25 protein-coding genes and 2 tRNA genes are annotated in these 22,787 nt (G+C 43.5%); 17 read left to right on the top strand and 10 right to left on the bottom strand.

Annotated elements, in window-relative coordinates; all coding sequences use genetic code 11:
- The first annotated feature begins 4 nt into the window (after positions 1-4).
- The 8 genes from CH367_RS19125 to CH367_RS19090 all read left to right on the top strand — a co-directional run bounded on the left by CH367_RS19125 (position 5) and on the right by CH367_RS19090 (position 5,805).
- Positions 5-1,360: a YncE family protein gene (locus tag CH367_RS19125; RefSeq protein ID WP_100764102.1), complete on the top strand. Its 1,356-nt coding sequence runs from the start codon at positions 5-7 to the stop codon at positions 1,358-1,360.
- A 74-nt stretch (positions 1,361-1,434) separates the two neighbouring features.
- A tRNA-Ile gene (locus tag CH367_RS19120) sits at positions 1,435-1,508 on the top strand.
- A 15-nt stretch (positions 1,509-1,523) separates the two neighbouring features.
- Positions 1,524-1,596 (top strand) — tRNA-Ala (locus CH367_RS19115).
- A 500-nt stretch (positions 1,597-2,096) separates the two neighbouring features.
- The gene (locus CH367_RS19110) at positions 2,097-4,391 is read left to right on the top strand and encodes an NAD(P)-binding domain-containing protein (protein ID WP_100764228.1); all 2,295 of its coding nucleotides are present in this window, start codon (positions 2,097-2,099) and stop codon (positions 4,389-4,391) included.
- 161 nt (positions 4,392-4,552) lie between these two features.
- A complete protein-coding gene (locus CH367_RS19105; RefSeq protein WP_100764101.1) occupies positions 4,553-4,786 on the top strand; it encodes a hypothetical protein in 234 nt (77 codons plus the stop codon).
- 1 nt (position 4,787) lies between these two features.
- Positions 4,788-5,054, top strand: coding sequence for a hypothetical protein (locus tag CH367_RS19100; RefSeq protein WP_100764100.1), 267 nt, complete (start codon positions 4,788-4,790; stop codon positions 5,052-5,054).
- Positions 5,054-5,281, top strand: a complete 228-nt coding sequence (locus CH367_RS21195) for a hypothetical protein (protein ID WP_425268877.1) — start codon at positions 5,054-5,056, stop codon at positions 5,279-5,281. Before CH367_RS19100 ends, CH367_RS21195 begins: the two co-directional genes overlap by 1 nt.
- A gap of 71 nt (positions 5,282-5,352) precedes the next feature.
- Entirely contained in the window at positions 5,353-5,805 is a 453-nt protein-coding gene (locus CH367_RS19090) for a cupin domain-containing protein (protein ID WP_100764099.1), read from the top strand.
- A gap of 2 nt (positions 5,806-5,807) precedes the next feature.
- On the opposite strand, the gene CH367_RS19085 is transcribed toward CH367_RS19090, so the two are convergent.
- From CH367_RS19085 to thiM, 7 genes are all read right to left on the bottom strand, one after another.
- Positions 5,808-6,629 carry an alpha/beta hydrolase family protein gene (locus CH367_RS19085; RefSeq protein ID WP_100764098.1) on the bottom strand — a complete coding sequence of 274 codons (822 nt, stop codon included), beginning with the start codon at positions 6,627-6,629 and terminating at the stop codon, positions 5,808-5,810.
- Entirely contained in the window at positions 6,607-7,353 is a 747-nt protein-coding gene (locus tag CH367_RS19080) for an enoyl-CoA hydratase/isomerase family protein (protein ID WP_100764097.1), read from the bottom strand. The genes CH367_RS19085 and CH367_RS19080 overlap by 23 nt, the downstream gene beginning before the upstream one ends.
- 90 nt (positions 7,354-7,443) lie before the next feature.
- Positions 7,444-8,394 (bottom strand): MBL fold metallo-hydrolase, encoded by a 951-nt coding sequence (locus CH367_RS19075; RefSeq protein ID WP_100764096.1) that lies wholly within the window; start codon positions 8,392-8,394, stop codon positions 7,444-7,446.
- Positions 8,391-8,933, bottom strand: a complete 543-nt coding sequence (locus CH367_RS19070) for a TetR/AcrR family transcriptional regulator (protein WP_244284643.1) — start codon at positions 8,931-8,933, stop codon at positions 8,391-8,393. Before CH367_RS19070 ends, CH367_RS19075 begins: the two co-directional genes overlap by 4 nt.
- Positions 8,934-9,063: 130 nt before the next feature.
- Positions 9,064-10,155: a winged helix DNA-binding domain-containing protein gene (locus CH367_RS19065; RefSeq protein WP_165783342.1), complete on the bottom strand. Its 1,092-nt coding sequence runs from the start codon at positions 10,153-10,155 to the stop codon at positions 9,064-9,066.
- A gap of 15 nt (positions 10,156-10,170) precedes the next feature.
- Positions 10,171-11,310: a sensor histidine kinase gene (locus CH367_RS19060; protein WP_100764093.1), complete on the bottom strand. Its 1,140-nt coding sequence runs from the start codon at positions 11,308-11,310 to the stop codon at positions 10,171-10,173.
- Between the two features lie 104 nt (positions 11,311-11,414).
- Entirely contained in the window at positions 11,415-12,212 is a 798-nt protein-coding gene (gene thiM, locus CH367_RS19055; protein ID WP_100764226.1) for a hydroxyethylthiazole kinase, read from the bottom strand.
- A gap of 145 nt (positions 12,213-12,357) precedes the next feature.
- Between thiM and CH367_RS19050 the strand changes: the two genes are divergently transcribed.
- The 4 genes from CH367_RS19050 (at position 12,358) to CH367_RS19035 (ending at position 17,140) form a co-directional block, all read left to right on the top strand.
- A complete protein-coding gene (locus tag CH367_RS19050; protein WP_100764092.1) occupies positions 12,358-12,747 on the top strand; it encodes a hypothetical protein in 390 nt (129 codons plus the stop codon).
- 71 nt (positions 12,748-12,818) lie between these two features.
- On the top strand, positions 12,819-14,066 hold the full coding sequence (locus tag CH367_RS19045) for a M48 family metallopeptidase (RefSeq protein ID WP_100764091.1): 1,248 nt from the start codon (positions 12,819-12,821) through the stop codon (positions 14,064-14,066).
- A gap of 148 nt (positions 14,067-14,214) precedes the next feature.
- Entirely contained in the window at positions 14,215-15,576 is a 1,362-nt protein-coding gene (locus CH367_RS19040; protein ID WP_100764090.1) for a proline dehydrogenase family protein, read from the top strand.
- Positions 15,563-17,140, top strand: a complete 1,578-nt coding sequence (locus CH367_RS19035; RefSeq protein WP_100764089.1) for an aldehyde dehydrogenase family protein — start codon at positions 15,563-15,565, stop codon at positions 17,138-17,140. The genes CH367_RS19040 and CH367_RS19035 overlap by 14 nt, the downstream gene beginning before the upstream one ends.
- A 19-nt stretch (positions 17,141-17,159) precedes the next feature.
- Here the strand turns inward: CH367_RS19035 and CH367_RS19030 are convergent, their stop codons facing one another.
- The 3 genes from CH367_RS19030 to CH367_RS19015 all read right to left on the bottom strand — a co-directional run bounded on the left by CH367_RS19030 (position 17,160) and on the right by CH367_RS19015 (position 20,158).
- Positions 17,160-18,518, bottom strand: a complete 1,359-nt coding sequence (locus tag CH367_RS19030; RefSeq protein WP_100764088.1) for a PP2C family protein-serine/threonine phosphatase — start codon at positions 18,516-18,518, stop codon at positions 17,160-17,162.
- A 258-nt stretch (positions 18,519-18,776) separates the two neighbouring features.
- Positions 18,777-19,589: a class I SAM-dependent methyltransferase gene (locus tag CH367_RS19020; protein ID WP_100764225.1), complete on the bottom strand. Its 813-nt coding sequence runs from the start codon at positions 19,587-19,589 to the stop codon at positions 18,777-18,779.
- A 143-nt stretch (positions 19,590-19,732) separates the two neighbouring features.
- Complete coding sequence (locus CH367_RS19015) at positions 19,733-20,158, bottom strand: acyl-CoA thioesterase (RefSeq protein WP_100764086.1); 426 nt, start codon at positions 20,156-20,158, stop codon at positions 19,733-19,735.
- A gap of 250 nt (positions 20,159-20,408) precedes the next feature.
- Here CH367_RS19015 and CH367_RS19010 point away from each other — a divergent pair, with 250 nt between their 5' ends.
- From CH367_RS19010 to CH367_RS18990, 5 genes are read left to right on the top strand one after another with little or no spacing between them, the layout of a single operon-like run.
- Positions 20,409-20,801: an ArsR/SmtB family transcription factor gene (locus CH367_RS19010; RefSeq protein WP_100764085.1), complete on the top strand. Its 393-nt coding sequence runs from the start codon at positions 20,409-20,411 to the stop codon at positions 20,799-20,801.
- Complete coding sequence (locus tag CH367_RS19005; protein WP_100764084.1) at positions 20,782-21,174, top strand: DoxX family protein; 393 nt, start codon at positions 20,782-20,784, stop codon at positions 21,172-21,174. The genes CH367_RS19010 and CH367_RS19005 overlap by 20 nt, the downstream gene beginning before the upstream one ends.
- Positions 21,175-21,185: 11 nt before the next feature.
- A complete protein-coding gene (locus tag CH367_RS19000) occupies positions 21,186-21,680 on the top strand; it encodes an SRPBCC family protein (RefSeq protein ID WP_100764083.1) in 495 nt (164 codons plus the stop codon).
- Between the two features lie 21 nt (positions 21,681-21,701).
- Positions 21,702-22,187, top strand: a complete 486-nt coding sequence (locus tag CH367_RS18995; protein ID WP_100764082.1) for an SRPBCC family protein — start codon at positions 21,702-21,704, stop codon at positions 22,185-22,187.
- Between the two features lie 21 nt (positions 22,188-22,208).
- A complete protein-coding gene (locus tag CH367_RS18990) occupies positions 22,209-22,757 on the top strand; it encodes an SRPBCC family protein (protein WP_100764081.1) in 549 nt (182 codons plus the stop codon).
- Positions 22,758-22,787 lie beyond the last annotated feature (30 nt).

Raw genomic sequence — 22,787 nt, 5'->3', positions numbered from 1 at the left:
TCCCTTGAACTCGAATTTCAAAAAGAATCCTCTCAAACCGAACGTCGCGTTTTTGATTCCGGTTTTTTTGTTCTTAGTCTGTTGCGAAAGCGGGAATTCTTCCCTAATCTCCTCGCCGGCAAACCGGGAAAAGAGCGGAAGCGCGATCGTTAAGTTCAGCATTCAACCGTATAAAGGAACCGTAATCAAATCGGGAGAAGAGATTCTTCCCTTTAAGGTTTTGGAAACGGATAAGAATATCGCTTTGGTCGAAGTCGACGCTCCCGTTTACAAGGACGGCAAGGGAATCGAACTGAAACTTTCCTCTCCCGGTTTTCAAAATTCTTCCTATCGCGCCAAGTCCACGGAAGAATTGAACGAGAAATTGATCGCCTTGGACAAAGAGGGCATAACGCATCGTTTCGTTTCCAGACTCAAAACCGGAATGCAACCCAAAAGCGTGCGTTTTATAGACAACACAAGACTTGCAATTCCTCTTCTCGAAGACGAAGGAATGGACGTTCTCGATATCAGCACGGGCGTAACGGTTCGTCTTGCTCCTCCCGAAAAATACAAAAAGAAATTGGGCTTCGTGGAAACGATCGCGATTCCGGAACACAACGAACTCTGGGTGAGTCAGATGCAGGCAAACGCGGTTCACGTATTCGATCTAAAAACACTCGAGTATAAAGCGACAGTGGATCTTACCGGAAAGTGGTCCAAGATTCTTCTCTACGATCCGATCCGAGATTTAGTCTATTGTTCGAATTGGATCAGCGAAGACATTTCCGTGATCGATCGAAAAACAAAAACGGAAGTACGCAAAACGGATAAGATCGGTTTACCAAGAGGCCTTCTTCTTTCCAAAGACGGAAAGGAATTATACATAGCTCAATTCTCCGCGAGCAATCAGGAATCCGGTGGAGGAAGACTCGGAATCTATTCCATGGAAAAGGAAAAGCTGATCGATACGATCGGCCCTCCCGGTAACAAACGTCATATCGTTCCGGGAAACACAGAAAATAAAATTTATGTTTCCGATATGTGTTGTAGCAAAATCGAAGTCTACGATCTGAAAGAAAAGAAAGTTCAAAAGACGATTCCAGTATTCGAAAAACCGAATACGATCGCCTTGTCTCCCGATGGAAAGTATTTGTATGTTTCCTGCAGAGGTCCGAACAATCCCACCGAAGGTTATCTCAAAAAAGGATTGGTTCTCGGAAGAGTTTACGTGATCGACACCGCGACCGATACCGTAAAAGAATTTTGGGAAGCGGGAAACCAACCCACGGGGCTCGACGTTTCTCCCGATAATCGCTACTTGGTGATCTCGGATTTTTTGGATCATCAAATTCGAGTCTTTCGCAGAGACGGTTTTTAATTTCGGACCCGAGAACGTTTTTTTAGTAAAAAACTGTTGCATTTGGGATCTTAGTTAAAAACATGTCTCTTACCGGGCCTGTAGCTCAGCTGGTTAGAGCACACGCTTGATAAGCGTGGGGTCATGTGTTCAAATCACATCAGGCCCATCCGGTATTTGACAAGGGGCTTTAGCTCAGCTGGGAGAGCATCTGATTTGCATTCAGAAGGTCGTCGGTTCGATCCCGACAAGCTCCATATCGAATCCTCCCTCGATTCGATAAAAACTTCCCTCTTTTTTAAACACCGATCTAAGTTTTCGTAAAAATTTTTCCGGCTTAACATATTCAATTTTTTGAATATGTTAAAATTAATTCGGCGGCTTTTGGAATGGCTGAAAAAAAGGAAGAATGCGAATCGCAACCATTCGCACTTTCGTTCCATTCTCGGTTGTCAAACCCGTTTTAGGCTCCGTTTTTAATTGTTCCGACAAAGTTTATCACGGTAAAATTCGTTGACTTTTAAAAAATAAATTCTCTTGAAACACTTTTTCAACTCGGATCAACTCTTTGTACAAAATTCAAAGGATATTAGAATTTTATAAATTTTATTGGGAACGCTTCCTTTTCCTTTCCCAAAAAGGATTTGTAACTTTTGAAACCCAAAAACCGAATTGAAACCTAAGGATCGATCCTGTAGAATCCAATGTATGGGATCGAAAATTAATGCGAAATCCGGATCCCACGATAGGAAGAATCATGAGCATAAAAATCCCGTTCGTTTCGCGTTATTTTTCCTGGCTTCACAACAACGCCCCCGAAGGCGCTGTTGAAATTTATCCCGAACTTTCCGAAAACTACGAAAGTTCAGTTCCGGGAATTCGAGTCATCGGGGATCTTACCGGACTTCCTCTTTTGAAATTCGCCGTGGAAAGCGGAGCCAAGGTCGTAAAAGAAATCGAAAGGGAGAATGGAAAACGTAACTCGACGGATGAAAAGAAGGATTCTTCCGTATACGACGTGTTGATCGTAGGCGCGGGTCCGGCCGGGGTTTCCGCCGGGATCGAATGTAAAAAACTAAATTATAATTTCATTATATTAGAGGCAAATGATCCGTTTCACACCGTCAAAAGTTATCCGAAAGCAAAGCCGATCTTTGCCGAACCGGAAGACCTTCAAACCGAATCGGAAATTGTAATTCAAAACGGAACCAAAGAAAGTCTCTTGAAAGATCTGCAGGACGCTCTTGCAAAATGGAAACTTCCGATTCAAACAAAAACGAACGTCTCTCGTGTGCAAAAAGAGAATTTCGGTTTTACGATTTTTACTGATAACGGGGAAATCTTTCGAACTAAAGAATTGATTCTCGCTTTGGGTAAAAGCGGAGACGCAAGAAACCTCCAAGTACCCGGAGAAGAATTGCCGAAAGTGTTTCATCGCCTGATCGATCCGAAAGATTTTCAAAACGAGAAGGTGCTCGTAGTAGGCGGTGGAGATTCCGCGGTAGAAGCCGCGATCGCAATCAGCGATTATGCGAATTCGGTTCGCCTTTCCTATCGAGGAAAAGAACTCGTTCGACCCAAGTCGGATAACAAACAAAAATTCGAAACCTTAGTCGAATCCGGAAAAATCGAATTCTTAAACGAAACCGTTTTGGAGGAAATTTCAACCGAAGAAGTTCGCTTGAAAAAAACCGATTCAACAAATCAAAACAAAGGTTCGCATGATTCTATAAACATTTCGAACACTAGCGTGCTTGTTCAAATCGGCTCGAACGCTCCGATAGAATTTCTAAAAAAAATCGGACTCCGGATTCAAAATCAGAAACGGATATGGGATTGGATCGGATTCACTGCGATGATTCTTTTTGCGAACGTGATTTATTTCGGAAAGGCTTCGTTCTACGGCAATTCGGTTTACGCGTGGATCGCCTCGGTTTCTTTGATCGGTTTCGTGATTCTCGGGACCGGGATCCTGTTTCATTTGTTTCAAAACGCCAAAGAGATCTTTTCAAACTTTTGGAATGTATTCAAAAATTCTTATATATTGTTCGCTTCGATTTATTTTTGTTCGGTTTACGTGGGAAGCAAGTATTTGGACTTTCACGTTTTCGGAAAACAACCCGGCTTTCATTATACGCTTTTGTATTCGCTTACCATTCTCACCTTCGGTTTAAGAAGAATGAAAGTAAGACCGACTCGTTACATTCGAAAACAAACCTGGACCTTGATTTTAATCCAGATCTTTCCGTTGTTTCTGTTACCGGAGATCATTCTTCCTTTTCTGGGTCAAAACGGTCTATTAGGAAATCCGAATGGGTTTTTATTGACTCAGGTATTTCCTTACGGCGCGTACTGGAACGCGTACGGTTTTATTCTCGCTTGGCCGTTGAACATGGGAATTTTTTACAACACTGGGATCACTTCCTTTTGGTTGATCTACGGAATTCTTCAAACCTTCGTGGTGATCCCCTATCTCGTGTATCGTTTCGGGAAAGGCGCTTATTGCGGTTGGATCTGTTCCTGCGGAGGACTTGCGGAAACTCTCGGAGATGAAACAAGAACCAAAATGCCTCATGGAAAATTCGCCAATCAATTGGAAAACTCGGGTCAGTGGATTCTTTTGTTTGCTACGATCATCACTCTTCTTAAGTTGAGTGAAATCTTTTTGTCATCTTGGTTTCCTTTCACACACGTCTTAGGAAGTATAGGCGACGGAGGTAAAAAGATTTACGACGTAGTCGTAGACTTATTGTTAGCCGGTGTAGTCGGCGTAGGCGCCTACTTCTTTTTAAGCGGAAGGGTTTGGTGCAGATTCTTCTGCCCCCTTTCCGCGTTGATGCATATATATGCAAGATTTAGCAAGTTCCGAATTTTCTCCGAGAAAAAACGTTGTATTTCCTGTAATATATGCACCAAGGTTTGTCACCAAGGAATCGACGTTATGAGCTACGCGAACAAGGGACTTCCTATGGATAACGTTCAATGTGTTCGTTGTTCCGCTTGTGTAGTCAACTGTCCCACGAATGTTCTGTCCTTCGGGGAAACGAAGTAGGACTTCCAATCATATATACTATCACTCTTTGGATACAGACATCAAAAAATATTTTTTGACAAATCAACTCTATTAAATTCCACGTTAGGTATACTATTTAATTGACCGAAAAGAACTTGTCGTAGTAATTACTCAAAACTACTAAAAATTTGGGAGATTTTATGCGATTTCTAAAGTTTGGGGCAATTTTGTTCCCGCTATTATTAATGGCGAACTGCGCATCTTACCATGTTGGTTCCGGAGCGCAAGCTGGTGAGCGACTGTATTTGGTCGTTCATAAGGATTCGGGAAACCCTTATGATCCAAAACGTTTTTCAAGCCAATTGGTTCTTTGCAATATTGAAGCAAACGACTCGTTGAACTGCAAGCCGGCTTTAACAAAGGGTATGAACTAAGATGAAAAAGAATATAATCAAATATAGCTTCGCGATCGCATTAGCGTTCTTTTTTGCACAATGCCAACTTCCTTTACATACCGCAAAAGTAACCGTTTTTGATAAGGATAAAATTCTGGTTCAAAGAAACTTTTGCCAAGCAAGTACTTTGCAAGGCTGTTACGGATATGTCGAAGATTATATCTGTGTTGTCGAAAAAACCGGCGATTTAGCATGCACCGATTCAAATACAAAGTATAAAACCCCAAGTACAAAGGAGGCATTCTAATGAAAGTATTTACACGATTCATTCTCGCAATGTTAGTTGGTTTCTTTGCGATCAACTGCGGTATTAGAGTGGCTTCTAACGATGTAGTAAGAACGTCGAAAGGATATTACCGTTTCTTTAAAACAAGTGAAGACCAATATCGTAATTCAAGAGCTGAATTCTGTGCGGTAGACGCGAAAACAAACGCGGTCACTTGCAAAGAAGTAACTGTCAATTACGGATTCTAATAGCAATTCGAAAGAAAGCCGCTCGCGGTTTTCTTTCGATCTCATTCTACCCTTTGCATTTACTCTTAGTTATGAATAAAATTTTCTCGGCAATTTCCTTTTCTGTCCTCCTTCTACTCTTAAACTGTCAAAAAGAGAATTCGGAAGCTCCAACTTCCTCGCCTTTTCGAAAAATCAATCTGCAATCGTTTTTAAATTCTTCCGAATCTAAAAAATTTTCAATAGAACTCGCTCAGGGAAAAATCGGAGTTCAAGTATTAAATATTCCTAAATTACCTCGAAAGGTCAATCTTGTCCTGGAACAAGACGACTGCACTTATTACGTAATTCGCGGAAATCTTCGACTTACGATTCCGGGCAACGAAAGTATAGAAGTTCAACCCGAAGAAGTGTTATTTGTTCCTGCGGGTTTAGTACATTCCATTTCATCCGATAAAAACAATTCAAAAGTTTTAATGGTCAAGAGCACGAATCAATCGGAAATACGATATCTTCAAGATTCCGACTTATCTCCGATTCCATAACATCACTGCGTTAAAAACTCGATCACTCTTTCCCTTTGAGCCGAATTGCTCGAACCGGAATGACCTTGATTCGGGGTGATGAACAAAGGAACCTCCGGAACGTTCGGACATTCTTTTTTGAGGGTATTGTTCAATGCGACCACCCAGTTTTTGGAAAGTTCGAGACGATTTTTACCGAACGAACCGTCTTTGGGAATCGCGGGATCGACCGTATCCAACTCTCCGACCGTGACGCTGAGCGGAGTCTTACAAAAATTCTTGAACTCCAAAGAAACGTTTTCCGGAAAATCCTTCTTCCTTTTAAGACCGCTCGGAAAATTTCTTTCGCCATCGGGAAACGTATACCAACCCGGCGCCGATATAAACGCTCTCTGAACCTGAGGACCGTACATTAGAATATAACGATGTGTGAATTGAGCTCCGCCCGAATGGCCGTAGAAGTAAAGACGATCCGTATTTAGATCGTGTTCGGATTTTACCTTTTTAAGAATCTCGCGAAGAAATAAATCCCCTCTTTGATCTCCGTTGATCACGGTGGCGTAATCGTCCCAGAGTTCCTTCTTAAAAATCGGAATGATCATAGGAACGTTCAGTTTATCGGCGATCGGTTTTCCGAAACGAAGATAATTGTCCCAATCATAAGCCTTACTGTGAATGATAACAAGAACACCCTTATTCTTATCGTAGTCTTTCGGATAATACTCCAGATATTCAAGACTAGGAATCGCTTGAACGGAAACCGTAAGAATCCAAATCAACAGGACGAGGCCATAACGCGCGAACTTTCTTTTCCAATCGATCTTATTGATAAATCGTTCCGGCATAAGCACGCACCCTCTCAAAAAATTTCGGATCGTCTAAAACGGAAGCAAACTCGTCGAATTCGTTTTTCAAATTTTCGTATAAGTTGCCCGTGAAATAATTGTTAGCGATCCCCTTTAGGACGGATAACATATTAAAATCCCACTGGGAAAGTTTGGATGCGACTTGGACCGCGCGTTCCAAAACGTTTTCCTTTTCGTAGATCTCGTCGACGATTCCCAAACTCAAAGCTTCCGAAGAACGAATCGGATCGCCCTTTAAGGTGAGACTCAAAGCTTTGGAAGGACCCACTTTTCTTGCAAGAGTCGTAATCAATGGAGGACCTCCGAAACGAATTTCGGGACGAAATAAAATCGCCTTCTTTTCGGAAACGATATAATCTCCGCAAAGAGCCAGATCAAAACCGCCCGCGGACGCGAAACCTTTCAGAACCGTAACGACCGGTTTCGGAAAACTGTAAAGTGCATAATGATATTCTAATATTCTATGACGAAAGGATTCCATTTTGGTTTGTACGACCTCTTCGAGATCGTAACCGCTTGAAAAATGTTTACCGGAAGAATGGAGAACGATCGCCTTTACGGAATCGTTTTTTGCATTGGAGTTGAATACGGTTTCCAGTTCGTCCCGGATTCGAACGTTTAGCGCATTGGATTTTTCCGGTCGATCTAGAGTTACGATCAGAATTTTATCCCTCAACTCCGTAAGTAGACATTCATATTTCATACATCGATCCTTCCGAGTTCCAATAAAAAACGCGCTCGATCCTAACTTCGGGCGCGTCTTATGCAAGAAGAATTTATGGTGAAAAGGGTTTCATTCGTTCCAATTCGGAAAATGCGCGAGGGATTCCTGCGCGATTGAATCGTGAGAAGGAATCAACTGAATCTCCGGTTTTTTAGAGACGAGTTTATGAACGCGATTCAATTCTTTTCCGAGATCTTCGGGATGAGCGTCCGCGATTCTTCTGGAGAGTCTCGGTTTATGCGCGGGAATCAAAAACCCTTCCTTGGACCAGGAAATATCTCCCGTAAAGAAATATCTTTTTTCCTTAGATAGATTGACGAACAAACCCACCGAACCTCCTCCGTGTCCTTCCATCGGAACGAATACTATACTACCGTCTCCGTATAGATCCAAACTTTTCGAATAGGATTCGTAAGGAACGTCGTCGAAGGAAATATTTTCCCACAGAATTTTATCACCGTCGAACTGTCTTTGAATGTAACCGTGTCTCGTATTGGATTTGATCGCGGCTTCTCTTTCTTCCTTTGTGGTTATGATTTTCGCCCAAGGAAAGTCTTTGATACCGCTCGCGTGATCCCAGTGCATGTGAGAAAGATAAACTTTTCCGATTTGTTTCAGATCGTATCCCGCTTTTTGTAAAACCTCGACGACGGGAATATGATCCGTATAAGCCATTAGAATTTTCAAATGGATCGGCTTTAACGCGAATTGTTCCCGGATATCGGTTCCAAGTCCCGTATCAAAAAGAAACTTTCCGTTCGGATGTTCCACGAGCAATGCGGAATGAGCTACGATTCTTTTTTTAAAAAGATTTCCACCTTCGAACAGGAAGGCTTCGGAAGTTCCGGCGTTTGCGGTTCGAATCATCGTAAAACGAACTCCCGGGTTTCGAAAGTTGGCGGAATTTGTTTCCGTAATCTTCAATTCATTCTTAATTTCTAATTTAGGATATCCTAATAAATAAACAAACCCGATCGATAAAACCACCAATACGCCTAACAAAGTCCATAGATATTTCATAGATTTTTTTCTCCTTGTTGTACTAAAATTTTTGCGGTTTTGGAAGCGGATCTCAAAGGCTCCGGGTTTTGATGGGTTCGAGAAAGAAGGATTGCACCTTCCAAAAGACAAAGGATCGAAGTTGATAACACGGCCGCTTCTTTTTTTTCCCAGCCCTTGCCGATGAAAAAGAATTCAAGCCCTTGGTTCCATTCTTCAAAAATGTTTCTGCAAGCTTCGTTGACCGGGTTTCCTTTGGAGACCGTTTCGGATGCGGTCGTCGCAACGGGACAACCTTGGCTGTAATCGGTTTCGACGAGTTTGTTTTCCAATGCCTTAAAGATCGAAACGATCGCACTCGAAGCGGATCTGGAAGACGACAATAAGGAGCCCAACATCTCTCCCATTTTTCTTCCCGAAGTTGTGATTGCTTCCGCGGCGAGATCTTCCTTTCCGCCCGGAAAATGAAAGTAAATCGATCCTTTCGGGGAACCCGAAGATTCCACGATATCGTTTAAACCGGTCCCGTTATAACCTTTCGTTTCTAAGGAGAATGCCATGGCTCGAACCATTTTTTCCTTCGATGTAGCCCCTTTTTCGCCCATGGGCCTTAAAAGTACATTATAAATAGACCAGTCAACATATTTTTAAATCCTCGATTTGAAATTTTAATGCTCACATTCGATCGGCTTAAAAAACGATCTTTGAGGGAAGTTCTAAAAAAGAAGAATATCGTTCGGCGGCTTCCAAAATTTTGTCTTTGATCTTACCGTTCGGCTTGCTAAACGGAAAAATCTCGATCAACACATGATCTTTTTTGAATGTTCTTTTCCAAGTCCCGATGACCTTTCCGGAAACCACGATCGTAGCGCTAAAAACTCCGTTAGCGGGAATCATCCGTTTTTGATAAGCGACATCGATCGACGCTCCTCTGTCCGTATATCCGAGTAAGAATTCATCGAAACCGGGCAATAGATAAACATCGTCTTTCACCGAATCTGCAAATGTTGAGTCGCGGAGATTTTTAGACATCCAATAGGTTTGATCGTCTACAACTTCGCTTTTCAACTTGGAAACAACGCCATCCAGAGCCTTCTTCGCGTCGCTTGCGTTCAGGCCGGACCACCAGATGAAATCAAAAATCGTTGCGGGTCCTCTACTTCGAAAATATCGAATCGCCAATTCGTTTAATGCTTCTTCCGAAGTTTTTGTTTTTGTTTCGGCTTCTCCGAGCCATTCGTCTAACAAAACGTAAGTGAATTCCTTTTCTCTTCTTTCGCCGAAACAAAGAATTTTTTCCAAACCCGCTTTCTGAAGAATAAAGGACAAACGATTTTTGGTCGCGTCGATTCCCGCTTTCGAAAACAGATCGGTCAATTCTTCCCTGGTAAGACTTTTGTTACCCTTCAATTCTCGGATCATCAGTTGATTGCATTTTTTGAATATGGAAGAATCGAGTTCCAATTCCTCGTATCGTTTTGTGTTGTTTCGGATCAATTTCGGACCGAGCAAGTCCAACATCCATCGTAAGTCTTTCGCATCGGTGAAGTGGAGCGTGCCGCGCAACGGCCAGGAACGAACGATTCTTTTTTGCGAAATCGCTTTTTCTATTTCGACATCCTTTGAATTTGTTAAGCGAAGTCCGATCGACCACTTCGTCCCGAAATAGTCCTGACCTTGCAAAGCGCCGAGCCAAGCGACGACTTCTCCCGGATTCTTATTTTGAATCTTGGAAATTCTATGCGAATATAATCTGAGTTCCGCGATCTCCGAAAGTTTCAAATCGATTCCCCCTTTTCAATTGAGAAGACTGGCAAACGTATCTTGATCGGAAAATTCCAAAATTGCTTTGGACCCGCTTCCGTTCGATTCAAAACGAAAGTTTCCCTTCAGTTGTTGAGCCATCACCGAGATCAAAGTGAATCCGGCCGTTTTCGGTTGCGACCAAGTGGATTTTTTCACGATTCCCGGCCCGGTATCGGAAACGATCAAAGTATAACGATTATCTGAAAATTTCAACTCCACACGTATGATGGATTCATTATGTTCTGCCGAAGAATGACGGAGCGCGTTATTCAAAAGTTCGCATACGATCATGGCGAACGGAACGGAAATTTCTATACTCAAAGGCGCTCCGTTCTCGCTTACGTTCAATTCTATCCTATGAGAAGAGGATTGAAACGAAATCAAACGTATAATCTCCTCCAAAACGGCGTTTAAGTCGACTTCATAGTTCGTTTCCGTTTTGTAGATCGCGTCGTGAATCCTCGACAACATAAGAATTCTTTCGTTGAAATTTTCGATCTGTTTCGTATCGGATTCTCCCTTGGAGGACTGATGCAGATTCGCAAAGCCGCTTAGGATCTGAAGATTGTTCTTAACTCTGTGATGAATTTCTCGGATAAAAATTTCCTTTTCCCTCGCGTGACTCGTCAACACACGAACCGTGATGATCGCGATCGTACAAAACAGGATCAACTTTAAAATCGTATCTATGATAAACGCCGAAGTAACCTCTCCCTGACCGAACGCTTGATACAATCGTATGGCCATTAGGCTTCCCGTATAAATCGAAACGGCGACCGTTTGACGCGTGCCGGCGAAGTGAAGAAACATAATGATGATCGTAGTCATCGAAAAATAGATGTTCCCGCTCTTCATTCCGAATTGAAGACCGATCGTCCAAGCGATCAGAGTCAGATATAGAATGGCCTTAATCGCGTATTTAAGATAACCTAACAGTAGTAAGGTGATGGAAATAAGCGCGGAAACTCCAAATATCAGGAATCCGACCCGGATTCCTTCTCGAATGTACATCAAACAAGCGGCGAGCGATACGAAAAAGATGATTAAGTCCATCACGTAAAGATGACGGACTTTGTGGCGGGTAAGATAATCCCTTCTTCCGTAAATTCGATTGAGTTTTTCGAAAAACATTTTCAAATTTCGTTATATCCGAGACGATTCCTCGAAACAAGAACGGGAACATATTCGAAATACTCTTTGAAATTACAAATGTTTTTCGTTCGATTGGAAATTACTTATTGTTCTTTGGAAAGTCGAGTCAGTTGATCCAAAAAATTCACGGCAAAACTTCCAGTACCGTTAGATTCCTTTGCGGCTCTGGAACCCGCCACTGCGAAAATTGCGGAAGCAGACACGGATGCACGCAACGGATTTTTTTGTACGCCTAAAAAGGAAGCGATCAGCGCACCCAAAGAACAACCTACTCCAGTCACCTTGGTCATGATCGGATCACCACCCGGAACAGAAATAACTTCTTTCCCATCCGTTATATAATCGACTTCACCGCTTACCGCGACGATCGCGCCGGTTTTTTCGGAAAGTTCTTTCGCATAAGGAAGAGCTTCCGAAGAACCCGCCGTGGAATCGACTCCCTTCCCGCCTCCCACGGTTCCGGCTAACGCGAGTATTTCGGAAGCGTTTCCTCGGATCACGGTCGGTTTGAATTCGAGAAGTTCTCGAACGAGGTCCGTTCTAAAACGAAGCGCACCCGCCGCCACCGGATCGATTACCCAAGGAGTTCCCGCTTGATGCGCCGTTGCCGCCGCGATCCTCATCGCTTTTGCATCGACGGAAGTCACCGTGCCGACGTTGATCAACAAGGCGCTAGCGATCTTTGCAAAATCGCCAACCTCTTCTTCCGCGATCACCATAGCGGGCGAAGCTCCGATCGCGAGTAAAACGTTCGCGGTCCAATTCGTAACCACGATGTTCGTGATGACATGTGTTAACGGAGAATGTTTCCGTAATTCGGAAAGGTCCTCTACGATTTCTTTTGCGGGCCAGATTCTTTCTTGAAGTTGAGAGTTCGACATGATCTTTAACTTCGATTCTGAACCGAATCGTTCGATCTTGTAAAGAATTTTCACGGCAAATTCTTGAAACCCGATCCATACGAACAAGGTCCAACGCCATATCGATTCGAAACGAGAAACCGTTGAATCGACTTAGGAGCATCGAATGAAATCGATCTTAAAAACTTTTGTATTGGCAGTTTGTTTCCTCCCTTTGTTAACCGCATACGCACAACCTTCGGGGGGTCCTCCGAACGACGCGTGCAGAACCGAAAGAGAAACCTATTGTAAGGATTTTCGTCCGGGACCGGAAGGACATCGTTGTTTAAAGGAGAATGAATCGAAACTTTCCGCGGCTTGCAAAACACAACTCGCAGAAAGGGAAGCAAGACATCACGCGATGAAACAAGCTTGTGCAAACGACGAAGAAAAATTCTGTAAGGATGCGACAAGGGAGAATGGTGGTCCGATGCGTTGTCTGAAATCTCACGAATCCGAGTTATCCGCAAAATGTAGGGAAGCCCTTCCACCTCCGCCACCCGGCGATCGAAGATAAGATTCGAAATGGGCTTGACCGGACCGGCTTAGTCGAAAAAAATCACTCAGTCAAAATTCTTCGGATTAAAAATGAAACTCAAAACCGTTCTGTTTATCTTTTACGTATTCCAAATCCTATTCACTCTGACGATGAAATTTCTTTCGTATCAAGGGGACGAATCTCCCCAAATACATGAGCAAATTCTAAAGTATTTTACGCAAGAAGACGTCGTTAAGGGAATCGAATACGCAAGGAGCGGTTTTTTCGCTTCGGTTCTTTCCGATCTGATCGATTTCGTAGTGGCCGGTCTTTTTGTGTTTTCTCCTCTCGCAGTTCGTCTTGAGGAATGGATCGAAAGAAAAACGAAGAATCGTTTTTATCTTACTGTTTTGTTTTTCTTCTTCGTTTTCAGCGCGATTCAATTTTTCGTTTCTATTCCGTTTCAATACTACTTCGGTTTCGTATTGGAACACGAATTCGGATTCTCCAAGATGACCTTTTTGGATTGGGTGATTTATACCGCGAAGGGACTCGGGATTGGAATCGTGGGAGGAAGCGTCGCGGTCTTAGGTGTCGCGTTCCTTCTGAAAAAATTCGAAAGGGCTTGGAAGGTTCTAGTTCCGATCGTAACCTTGATCTTGGGGCTTTTGATTTCGATCCTCTTTCCGATCGTGATCACTCCCTTGTTCTACGAATACAAACCGATCGAAGAAGGAAGTCTCAAACAAAAGATCATCTCTCTTTGTGATCACGCAAAGATCCAAGTAGAAAACGTATACGTCATCAACGAAAGCAAATATTCGGGTCATACGAACGCGTATTTTACCGGCTGGGGACAGAACAGAAAGATATTTCTTTACGACACTCTCATACAAAATCATACCGAAGAGGAAATCATAAGCGTACTCGGCCACGAGATCGGACACTGGACTCACAATCATCAGATCAAGGACATCGCGATCAGCACGATCGAAACCTTGTTGTTGTGTTTTCTTCTTGGTTATTTATTTCAAAAATTCAAAAAGGAAGGATCGATTTCGTTACGCGAATTGTATTCTCCTTCCACTCTTCCGTTTTTATTTTTACTGTTATCCCTATTCGGATCATTGACAAGACCGGTTTGGAGTTCTTTGAGTCGTTATCAGGAAACCGAAGCCGATCTGGAAGCACTGGTTCTTACTCGGGATAAGAAGTCGTTTATCTCAACCGAAGTCAAAATGGCAAAGGACAATCAAGGAAGACTCAATCCTCATCCGAGCGAAATTTTTTACTATCATTCGCATCCGACCACATTGCAAAGAATTCAATTTGCGGAACGTTGGAACGAATCGAAATAAGTTGTTACCAAGAATTTATATAGGCCGGTGATTTTATAGTTTTCATTTTTATTCTTTTTTGAGATCATAAAAATTATAGAATTCACGGCCGGAGATCGATTTCAAAAAGCCGCATTCCATTTTTCTTATATTTCGGAGGAATCACAAGATGATTACAATCGCGTCCGAAAATACGGAATCGGAAACCACTCGCTTCGGACTCGATATATTTCGTGAAAACGAAAGACATTCCTCGAAATATCTCTCGAAACACTTTTGGATCAAACACCTACTTCGTTTATCATTTCGTTTTCCGAAACTCAAGATAGAATTGTTCCGTTTCGTGGACGTATTGCCTTCGTTGCGTTCCGCAAAGGACATTACGGATCACTTAAATTTATATCTTCTCGAAGGCAAAACGGAGATACCGTTTTGGTTAAAACCGTTTTTCAAAATCGGATTTACTCTATTCCCGTTTTCTTACATTGCCGGAAACCTCGTTCGTTTTCTGATCTTATACGCATCTAAAAATTTTATCGCGGGCAAAAACTTTAAAGAAGCAAAATCAAAACTACGTTCCATTCGAACAAAAGGACGAGTTTTCACGCTCGATATTTTAGGGGAAGCGGCCCTATCCGAGAGGGAAGCCTTACACTATCAAAAACAATATCTGGATCTGTTGAATCATTTGGGTCCGTTTTCCGATTCGGAAAAAACGAGTTACGGCGCTTGTCCGATCGTAAACGTTTCGGTGAAATGTTCCAGTTTGTATTCTCAAATTTCATCCTTGGCAAAGGAGGATTCCGTCCTTGTGTTAAAGGAAAGATTGAGGCCGATCCTGGGACTCGCGCGGGATAAAAATTTCTTCATCAATCTCGACGCGGAACAATACGACTATAAAGAAATTCTAATGTCCTTAGCGGAAGAGATTTTTCTCGAAGACGAATTCAAAAATTATCCTCATTTCGGAATCGTAATCCAGGCTTACCTCAAGGAATCCAAAGACGATCTCAAAAGAATCATAGAATATTCAAAAAACCGAAAGGTTCCGATCACGGTGCGACTTGTCAAAGGAGCGTATTGGGAATACGAGGTGATCAAGGCCAAGGAAAAAGGATGGGAGATCCCCGTTTTTGAAAACAAAACGGAGACCGATTCCAATTACGAAGAATGTTCCCGACTTCTGATCGATTCTTTTCCACACATACTGTCCGCATTCGCTTCTCATAATATTCGAAGTCTTGCATTCTCCTTGACATACGCGGAGCATAAGGGACTGAACCGAAGGGATTTCGAGATCCAGATGTTGTACGGGATGGGAGATTCTTACAAGGCGGTATTGACCGCAATGGGTTATAGAATCCGCGAATATACGCCGTTAGGTGAAATTCTTCCGGGAATGGCGTATCTAGTACGAAGACTTTTGGAAAACACTTCGAATCAGGGATTTTTACAGAACTTTTTAACGGGAAGAATGGGTTACGAAAATCTTTTAAAGAACCCGAAGGAACTTACGAATGACCTCATTTAAAAACGAACCCGCCCGGGATTTTGCAAAAGAAATCAACCGAGAATGGATTTCAAAATCCGTTCAAAATCTGAGAAACAAACTTCCGATATCCGTTCCTTCGGTCGTTTCCGGAAAAGAATTCAAAAGTTCTAATATGGAAATTCATACGAACCCGTCCGATCACTCGGAAGTGATCGCCAAATTCTCGTTCAGCGATGAAAAACTTCTGACAAAAGCGATCGCCGATTCCAAAGAACATTCGTCTCGTTGGAGTAAAACTCCCGCCCGGGAAAGAATTTCCATTCTTCTCAAAACCGCAGACTTGATCGGCGAAAATAGAAACGAACTCTGTTCTTTGATGCTTTTGGAAACGGGTAAGAGTATTCCCGAAGCGGAGGCCGATCTCGTGGAAGCCGTGGACTTTTGCAGATATTATGCGACCGAGTACGAAAGAATTTTCAAAGGACAAAGAGTCGATCTTCCCGGCGAAGAAAATCTTTATTCGTATAGACCGAAAGGAATCGTCGGAGTGATTTCTCCTTGGAATTTTCCCGCGGCCATTCTTACCGGAATGTGCGCCGCTCCCTTAGTTTGCGGAAACGCGGTTCTTTTAAAACCTGCTGAACAATCCTCGGCGATCGCGTATTTTATCTATTGTCTTTTTATAAAGGCCGGTGTTCCTTCGGAAGTGTTTCACTTTTTACCGGGCAAAGGCGAAGAGATCGGAGCCGCGATCGTAAAACATCCGGATGTTTCCGTAATCAACTTCACGGGTTCGAGAGAGGTGGGACTTTCGATTCTCAAGGAATGCGGAAACGTTCCTTCAAAATCCAAGATCATCAAACGCGCATTATGCGAAATGGGCGGCAAAAACGCGATCATCGTAGACGGAGATGCGGACTTGGATCTGGCCGTGGAAGGATCGATTCATTCGGCGTTCGGATTTCAAGGTCAAAAATGTAGCGCACTGTCGCGTTTGATCGTATTAGAATCTTGTTATGAAACCTTTAAGACCAGATTCTTGGACGCGGTGGCCTCGTTGAAAATCGATTCTCCGGAAATTCTTTCGGCAAAGATCGGACCCGTAATCAACGAAGAATCTAAAAATCGTTTGGAAAAGATTCTCGAAGAAAATAAAAACAACATTCTGTTTCAAAAGGAAATTCCGAGTTCTCTCAAAGACAAAGGGAATTACGTTTCGCCCACGGTATTTGAAGCGTCCGATTGGAACGGAGATCTTGCTAAGAAAGAATTTTTTGGCCCGTTAGTCGCTCTTTTCAAGGTGAAATCGTTTTCAGAAGCGATCGAAAAAGCAAACGATTCCGATTACGCTCTTACGGCGGGACTTTATTCCAGAAACCCGAAACATATCGAAGAGGCAAAAGAGAAAATCGAAGCCGGAAATTTTTACATCAACCGTGCGATTACGGGAGCGATCGTGGAACGACAACCCTTCGGAGGTTTTAAACTTTCGGGAGTGGGAGCCAAGGCGGGAGGCCCCGATTACCTCAAAAGTTTTTTGGAACCCGTTACGATCACCGAGAATACGATGCGAAGAGGTTTTTCCGCGGATCTAATTCAATAAAAATCGAATGTATTTTCGTTTAGGAAGATTCTTTCGGAAGATAATCGACGCAAAGAATCGCAATATCGTCTTCGGGACTTTTTCCGCCCATAAACTCCTCCAGATCGAACATCAAAAGTTCCAAAAAGGAATCTCCGGTTCTATCCGAGTTGTTCGATATAAATTCGGGAAACCGGTATTCTCCGTAGCTTTTTCCCATCTTATTCTTAGCCTCGATCACCCCGTCCGTAAAGAGCATTAATTTATCATTCTTTTCTAATGTACACTTTGCGGAAGAATAATTCCAATTGGGCTCCACACCGAGGATAAAGGTGTTCTTCGAAATCAATTCTCGGATTTTCGGTTCAATTCCGCTTAGAATCAAAGCGGGTTGATGTCCCGCGCTCGAATACGTTAGGTTTCCTTCCGAGTCGAGAATACAGTAAAAAGCGGTCACGAACAAATCCTGTTTCTCCAACATTTCGCAAACGGATCGGTTCACAAGACCCAAGAGTTCGGCCGGATCTTCCGCTTCTTGACAATGATTTCGAAACGCCGCCTTAGTCATCATGGTGACCAAAGCGGAAGCCACTCCGTGTCCGGAAACGTCCGCAATGAAAAATCCGGTTTTACCGTTTCCCAAATCGATGATATCGTAAAAATCCCCTCCGATTTTTTCCAATGAAAAGTATTTTGCACAAAGAAGAAGATCCGTCCGCCGAACACGAGTTAGGTCCGGAAGGGCGTTTTGTTGAAGTCTTCTCGCCAACGTCAAATCCATCGCTTGAATCCTATGAAGTCTATGCAGATTTCTTTTATGCTTTTTGGTTTCCACCAAATGTCTCGTAAGTTGATTTCCCATCTTCTTTACGCTTTCGGAGGCTTTCAAGAGCCATATATGCATAAAAAAGAATATAGTAAAAAGAACTCCGATGGACTTTAAGTTTTCCAAAAAGTAGGAAGGATTGAACACGATCAACAATCCGAAAAATACGAAATAATACGTTATGAACCAAAGAGTGAGATACACCCTTCTTGCAAGACCCAGAACCGGAAGTTGTATGCTGATCACAAAAATAAACATCACCGGAAAATACGAAGGCGCCAAAAACGTAAAGTATCCGTAAAACGCCGGAAGAGGAATCGAAAACAACAAGGATCGATTGGCCCAAAGCAAGGCGGACCATCGTCCGGTGATCATTCTAAAATTGGAATAGATCGTGACTGCGAGAGTGTATGAAAAATTAAGAATGACCCAAATCGGCTCGGGGGTAACCGCGTCCCTGATCCAATATCTCAGAACGATCCAAAACGCGAGAACTCCGAACGCTCCTTGAAGAAGCGAAAAGGTGATCTCGCTTTTGAGAGTTTTCGTAAGTTGTGTCAGGAATTTCGACATAAGGAGCTTATGAAGGATACCGGGAAATCAAAACTTGGAAATTACTTTTTTCCCCACAAAGGGAAGGATTTCCCGGGATTTCGGCTTAGAACCCGAGTAATGTTCCATTTTGATCGTTTGGAACGGATCCGGGAAAAGTATTTTTACGGGAGAAGTACGAAAGACTCGAAGATCGAGGGTTGCAAATTCTCGATCTAAGCGGTTCCAAAAGGATTGAAATCGGTTTTGAAAGTTATAATATTCTAATTCAAAAAAGAATCAAATCTTACTCGCGGTCGCGATATACGCTTCCGAAGAAAGCGAGATCGGAAGTTCTTTCAAATGTTCCTTGAGATGTTCGAACATGATCTTTTCCTTTTCTTTCCAAAGAGAAGGTTCCATCTTATTCTTCATCAATTGAAGCGGCGCGCCGCCTTCGATCATCGAATCCAAAAACGTTCTTACGTCCTTGATTTCCATCGAGTTTGAGTAAGGAATAATTTCGATTTCTTGAAAACCTGCTGACTTCAAGTGATCGCGAAAGTAATCGGGGTTTTCGAAACTTGCGATATTCGTTTGAGGCGCCGGAATATCGGGATTCGCCGTACGAAGCGCGCTGAACAAACACTGCATCAAAGGAGATTTGGAAATCGGAGCCCAACTGGAAACCGCGACTTTTCCGCCGGGTTTTAAAACCCTATAAATTTCCTTCAGACCTTTGAGTTTGTCCGGAAAGAACATCAAACCGAACATGGAGAATGCGGCGTCGAAACGATTCTCATCAAACTCCAATCTTTGTCCGTCCATCACGAGAGGAAAAACGTTTTGTACACTTTCGAGTTGAATGCCGTTCTTCAACTGTGCGATCATCGAATCCGAAAAATCGATCGCGTGAACTTCTTTTACTTTTTTGGAAAGTGGAATCGAAAGAGTTCCCGGACCTGCGGCTACGTCGAGCACGATCGCATCCGATGCCGGATTCAAAAGATCCACTGCTTTTAAAGAATAAGCGGCTAAGAATTGTTTGGTGGATCTTGTATATCCTTCTGCAACTAAGGACCAAGGTTCTACGGAAGAAAGTGGGTTGGACATGATTCTGAATCCTAAGAATTGAGTCAAAATATTGCGAGCAAAATCCGAGACTCCGTTCTTATAAGTCGAGATCTCGGAGCCAACGTCGATTTTTGCGTCATGAAAGGCATATTCAAAATTCTGCAAGTTCTTGCAGAGATCGTTTATGCGATTTCTTGAAACCCCAAACCTGTGTATAAATCCTCGGGATATTTCCAGGGTCTTTTTTTGGCGAAGTCGAATAGAATGCAGGAAGATACGGACTCACAAGCGACTTTCCCGTCCGATTTCCGCACGAGTTTCTGAAAGATTTTTACGCGAGAACCCTCGAACTCCCCGAAAGTAGTTACGACCGTAACGGCTTCGGGATATCGAATTTCTGCCTTGTAATCCGTTTCCGAACGGAGAATCATCGGACCGACATTCTCTTCCTGAAGCCTTGTATAACTGTAGCCTGCCTCTTCCAAGGCGACCATTCTCCCCTCGTGAAGAAAAACCTGAAAATTCCCTACGTTTAAATGTCCGTTCGGGTCGCACTGACTCCAAAGAACCGGGATCTCATAACTAAATTCCTTTGATCGAAGCGCCATTGAATGCCTCTTTTGTTTGTTTCTCTTCAAAGATTTGAGGGCCAAATCTAAGGTCGATTCAATTCATTAGTTTGATATAAAATTATAATTTGTTTGAAAAACCAAGGATTCGAAGTAGACGTTACGACTTTTTCGGATATATTTTTGGGGATTCTCCCCTTTTTCCCCAATTTCTGGAAATCTTCCTATACGAAAGGGGTTGACAAGATTTCGAAACTAGTTTAATTTAACCTTTAGGTTAATTAACCATATGGTTCAACAAGAAGCAGAAACAGATCATCTCAGCCTTACCTTTGCGGCACTGGCCGACCCTACCCGTCGCAAAATCCTGGCAACCCTCCGTTATGGAGAAGTTACCGTTAAGCAACTTGCGGAACCATTTGCCATGAGCCTTCCGGCAATCACCAAACACCTCAAGGTTTTGGAAAGGGCCGGGCTCATTTCCCGAGGTCGTGAAGCTCAATGGAGGCCGTCCCGGCTCGAAGCGGGACCTTTGAAAGAAGTGGCGGACTGGATCGACGAATATCGACAGATGTGGGAAGCGAGACTGGATCGCCTCGACGAGTATTTGCGGGAACTCCAGCAAAAAGAAACTCAAAACAACCAAGAAAGGAAAACGGATAATGAACAAAGACAAAATTAAAACCATCGTATATTGGATTTTGACCGCGCTGATTGCGGCTAACTACGCTTTTGCGGGTTATGCGTATCTCTCTCGCGGACCCGAGGTCGTGGAAGGAATGGCGAAACTCGGCTACCCTCTTTACTTCGTAAGCATTCTCGGAGTTTGGAAACTCCTCGGCGCGATCGCGATCACGGTTCCCCGTTTCGCTCTCGTGAAAGAATGGGCTTACGCGGGTATGGTCATCAACCTCACGTCGGCTTCCCTCTCCAACGCGATATCCGGAATGGAAACGTTTCACGCAATCGCACCTTTGATCCTTCTCGTTTTAGTGGCCTTGTCTTGGGCTCTTCGTCCCGAGTCCCGCAGATTGGAAGGAATCTGGCATCTTTAAGGAGAATCAAAATGCCGAACCCGAATCAAACCAGCAAGGATCTTGTCATCACGAGAATCTTCAACGCGCCCAGAGAAATCGTCTTCGACGCTTGGACCGTTCCGGAACAACTCAAACAATGGTGGGGACCGAACGGCTTCACCACTCCGGTTTGTAAGGTCGACTTTCGTGTCGGCGGAAGATTCCTCTTTTGTATGCGCGCTCCCGACGGCCAAGAATTTTGGTCCACCGGAGAATATCGTGAAATCACAAGACCGGAAAAACTCGTTCAAACCGACAGCTTTGCGGACAAGGAAGGCAATCCGGTTCCCGCTTCGCATTACGGAATGCAAGGCGAATGGCCCGAGTTTCTTTTGGTGACTCTTCTTTTCGAAGATCAACAGGGAAAAACGAAATTCACCCTTCGTCATTCCGGAATTCCGGAAGGAGAAATCTTCGAAATGACGAAGGCAAGTTGGAACGAAATGTTCGATAAACTCGAACCGATCGTTCAATTAGAAAAATAGAATATACGTTAGGAGTCAATGATGAGCGCAAGCAATCAAGCAAATACCTCCACTGCGGACAGAGAGATCCGCGCGATTCGAGTTTTCGACGCGCCGAGGGATCTTGTCTACAGGATGTGGACCGAACCGGAACACGTCGTTCATTGGTGGGGACCGAACGGTTTTACGAACACGTTCGAACAATTCGATCTGAAACCGGGAGGTGTTTGGCGTTTTATCATGCACGGCCCCGACGGAACGGATTATCCGAATCTGATCGTTTTTCTCGAAGTGGTTCCTCCGGAGAAGTTGGTCTATAAACACGGCTCGGATATGGAAGATCATCCGGGGGACTTTCACGTTACGGTTCTTTTTTCGGAACAAAACGGAAAGACCACCTTGGAAATGACGATGCTTTTCCAAACCGTGGAACAACGAAACGACACCGTTGAAAAATATGGAGCCGTCGAAGGTCTCAAACAGACTATGGATCGTTTGGTCGCGTATCTCGCCAAACAAAAAGTTTAAAAAGTATATTAGGAGAATCTTATGTCAAAATTAAAAACAATCCTTTTGGCCGTTCTTGCGGTACTAATCCTTTTCATTCTCGGGACGTTAGCCGTCGCTTCCACAAAACCGGCGACATTCCGTTACGAAAGAACCTTGAGCATCAACGCTCAACCGGAAAAGGTTTTCGCATTGGTCAACGACTATCATAGCTGGCCCACTTGGTCTCCTTGGGAAAAATTGGATCCCGCGGTCAAAAGAACTTACAGCGGCGCATCGGTCGGTCTCGGTTCCATCTATGAATGGGAAGGAAATAGCGACATCGGAAAAGGTCGTATGGAAATCATCGAATCCGATTCTCCGGCGAAAATCAAAATGAAATTGGATTTTCTTTCTCCCTTCGAAGCGCACAACACCGCGGAGTTTACGTTTCATACAAAGGACGGAGCGACTCACGTGACTTGGGCGATGTATGGCCCGAACGCGTTCGTTTCCAAAGTGTTCGGATTGTTCTGCGATATGGATCAGATGATCGGAAAGGAATTCGAAACCGGTTTGAAAAACATCAAATCGATCTCCGAAGGAAAATAAATCCGAAATAGAAGATTCCAAAAGCTCGGC

Source organism: Leptospira barantonii, assembly GCF_002811925.1.
Taxonomy (GTDB): domain Bacteria; phylum Spirochaetota; class Leptospiria; order Leptospirales; family Leptospiraceae; genus Leptospira; species Leptospira barantonii.
Note: the sequence above shows the minus strand (reverse complement) of the source record. Positions and strands in the feature narration are given on the sequence as shown.

Coding starts and splice junctions, on each gene's coding strand:
- CH367_RS18995 (WP_100764082.1), top strand. CDS start 21,702: ATGAGCGCAAGCAATCAAGCAAATACCTCCACTGCGGACAGAGAGATC.
- CH367_RS21195 (WP_425268877.1), top strand. CDS start 5,054: ATGAAAGTATTTACACGATTCATTCTCGCAATGTTAGTTGGTTTCTTT.
- CH367_RS19050 (WP_100764092.1), top strand. CDS start 12,358: ATGAAATCGATCTTAAAAACTTTTGTATTGGCAGTTTGTTTCCTCCCT.
- CH367_RS19090 (WP_100764099.1), top strand. CDS start 5,353: ATGAATAAAATTTTCTCGGCAATTTCCTTTTCTGTCCTCCTTCTACTC.
- CH367_RS19075 (WP_100764096.1), bottom strand. CDS start 8,394: ATGAAATATCTATGGACTTTGTTAGGCGTATTGGTGGTTTTATCGATC.
- CH367_RS19010 (WP_100764085.1), top strand. CDS start 20,409: ATGGTTCAACAAGAAGCAGAAACAGATCATCTCAGCCTTACCTTTGCG.
- CH367_RS19030 (WP_100764088.1), bottom strand. CDS start 18,518: ATGTCGAAATTCCTGACACAACTTACGAAAACTCTCAAAAGCGAGATC.
- CH367_RS19045 (WP_100764091.1), top strand. CDS start 12,819: ATGAAACTCAAAACCGTTCTGTTTATCTTTTACGTATTCCAAATCCTA.
- CH367_RS19070 (WP_244284643.1), bottom strand. CDS start 8,933: ATGGCATTCTCCTTAGAAACGAAAGGTTATAACGGGACCGGTTTAAAC.
- CH367_RS19060 (WP_100764093.1), bottom strand. CDS start 11,310: ATGTTTTTCGAAAAACTCAATCGAATTTACGGAAGAAGGGATTATCTT.
- CH367_RS19080 (WP_100764097.1), bottom strand. CDS start 7,353: ATGAAATATGAATGTCTACTTACGGAGTTGAGGGATAAAATTCTGATC.
- CH367_RS19005 (WP_100764084.1), top strand. CDS start 20,782: ATGAACAAAGACAAAATTAAAACCATCGTATATTGGATTTTGACCGCG.
- CH367_RS19085 (WP_100764098.1), bottom strand. CDS start 6,629: ATGCCGGAACGATTTATCAATAAGATCGATTGGAAAAGAAAGTTCGCG.
- CH367_RS19110 (WP_100764228.1), top strand. CDS start 2,097: ATGAGCATAAAAATCCCGTTCGTTTCGCGTTATTTTTCCTGGCTTCAC.
- CH367_RS19105 (WP_100764101.1), top strand. CDS start 4,553: ATGCGATTTCTAAAGTTTGGGGCAATTTTGTTCCCGCTATTATTAATG.
- CH367_RS19015 (WP_100764086.1), bottom strand. CDS start 20,158: ATGGCGCTTCGATCAAAGGAATTTAGTTATGAGATCCCGGTTCTTTGG.
- CH367_RS19020 (WP_100764225.1), bottom strand. CDS start 19,589: ATGTCCAACCCACTTTCTTCCGTAGAACCTTGGTCCTTAGTTGCAGAA.
- CH367_RS19100 (WP_100764100.1), top strand. CDS start 4,788: ATGAAAAAGAATATAATCAAATATAGCTTCGCGATCGCATTAGCGTTC.
- CH367_RS19040 (WP_100764090.1), top strand. CDS start 14,215: ATGATTACAATCGCGTCCGAAAATACGGAATCGGAAACCACTCGCTTC.
- thiM (WP_100764226.1), bottom strand. CDS start 12,212: ATGTCGAACTCTCAACTTCAAGAAAGAATCTGGCCCGCAAAAGAAATC.
- CH367_RS19035 (WP_100764089.1), top strand. CDS start 15,563: ATGACCTCATTTAAAAACGAACCCGCCCGGGATTTTGCAAAAGAAATC.
- CH367_RS18990 (WP_100764081.1), top strand. CDS start 22,209: ATGTCAAAATTAAAAACAATCCTTTTGGCCGTTCTTGCGGTACTAATC.
- CH367_RS19000 (WP_100764083.1), top strand. CDS start 21,186: ATGCCGAACCCGAATCAAACCAGCAAGGATCTTGTCATCACGAGAATC.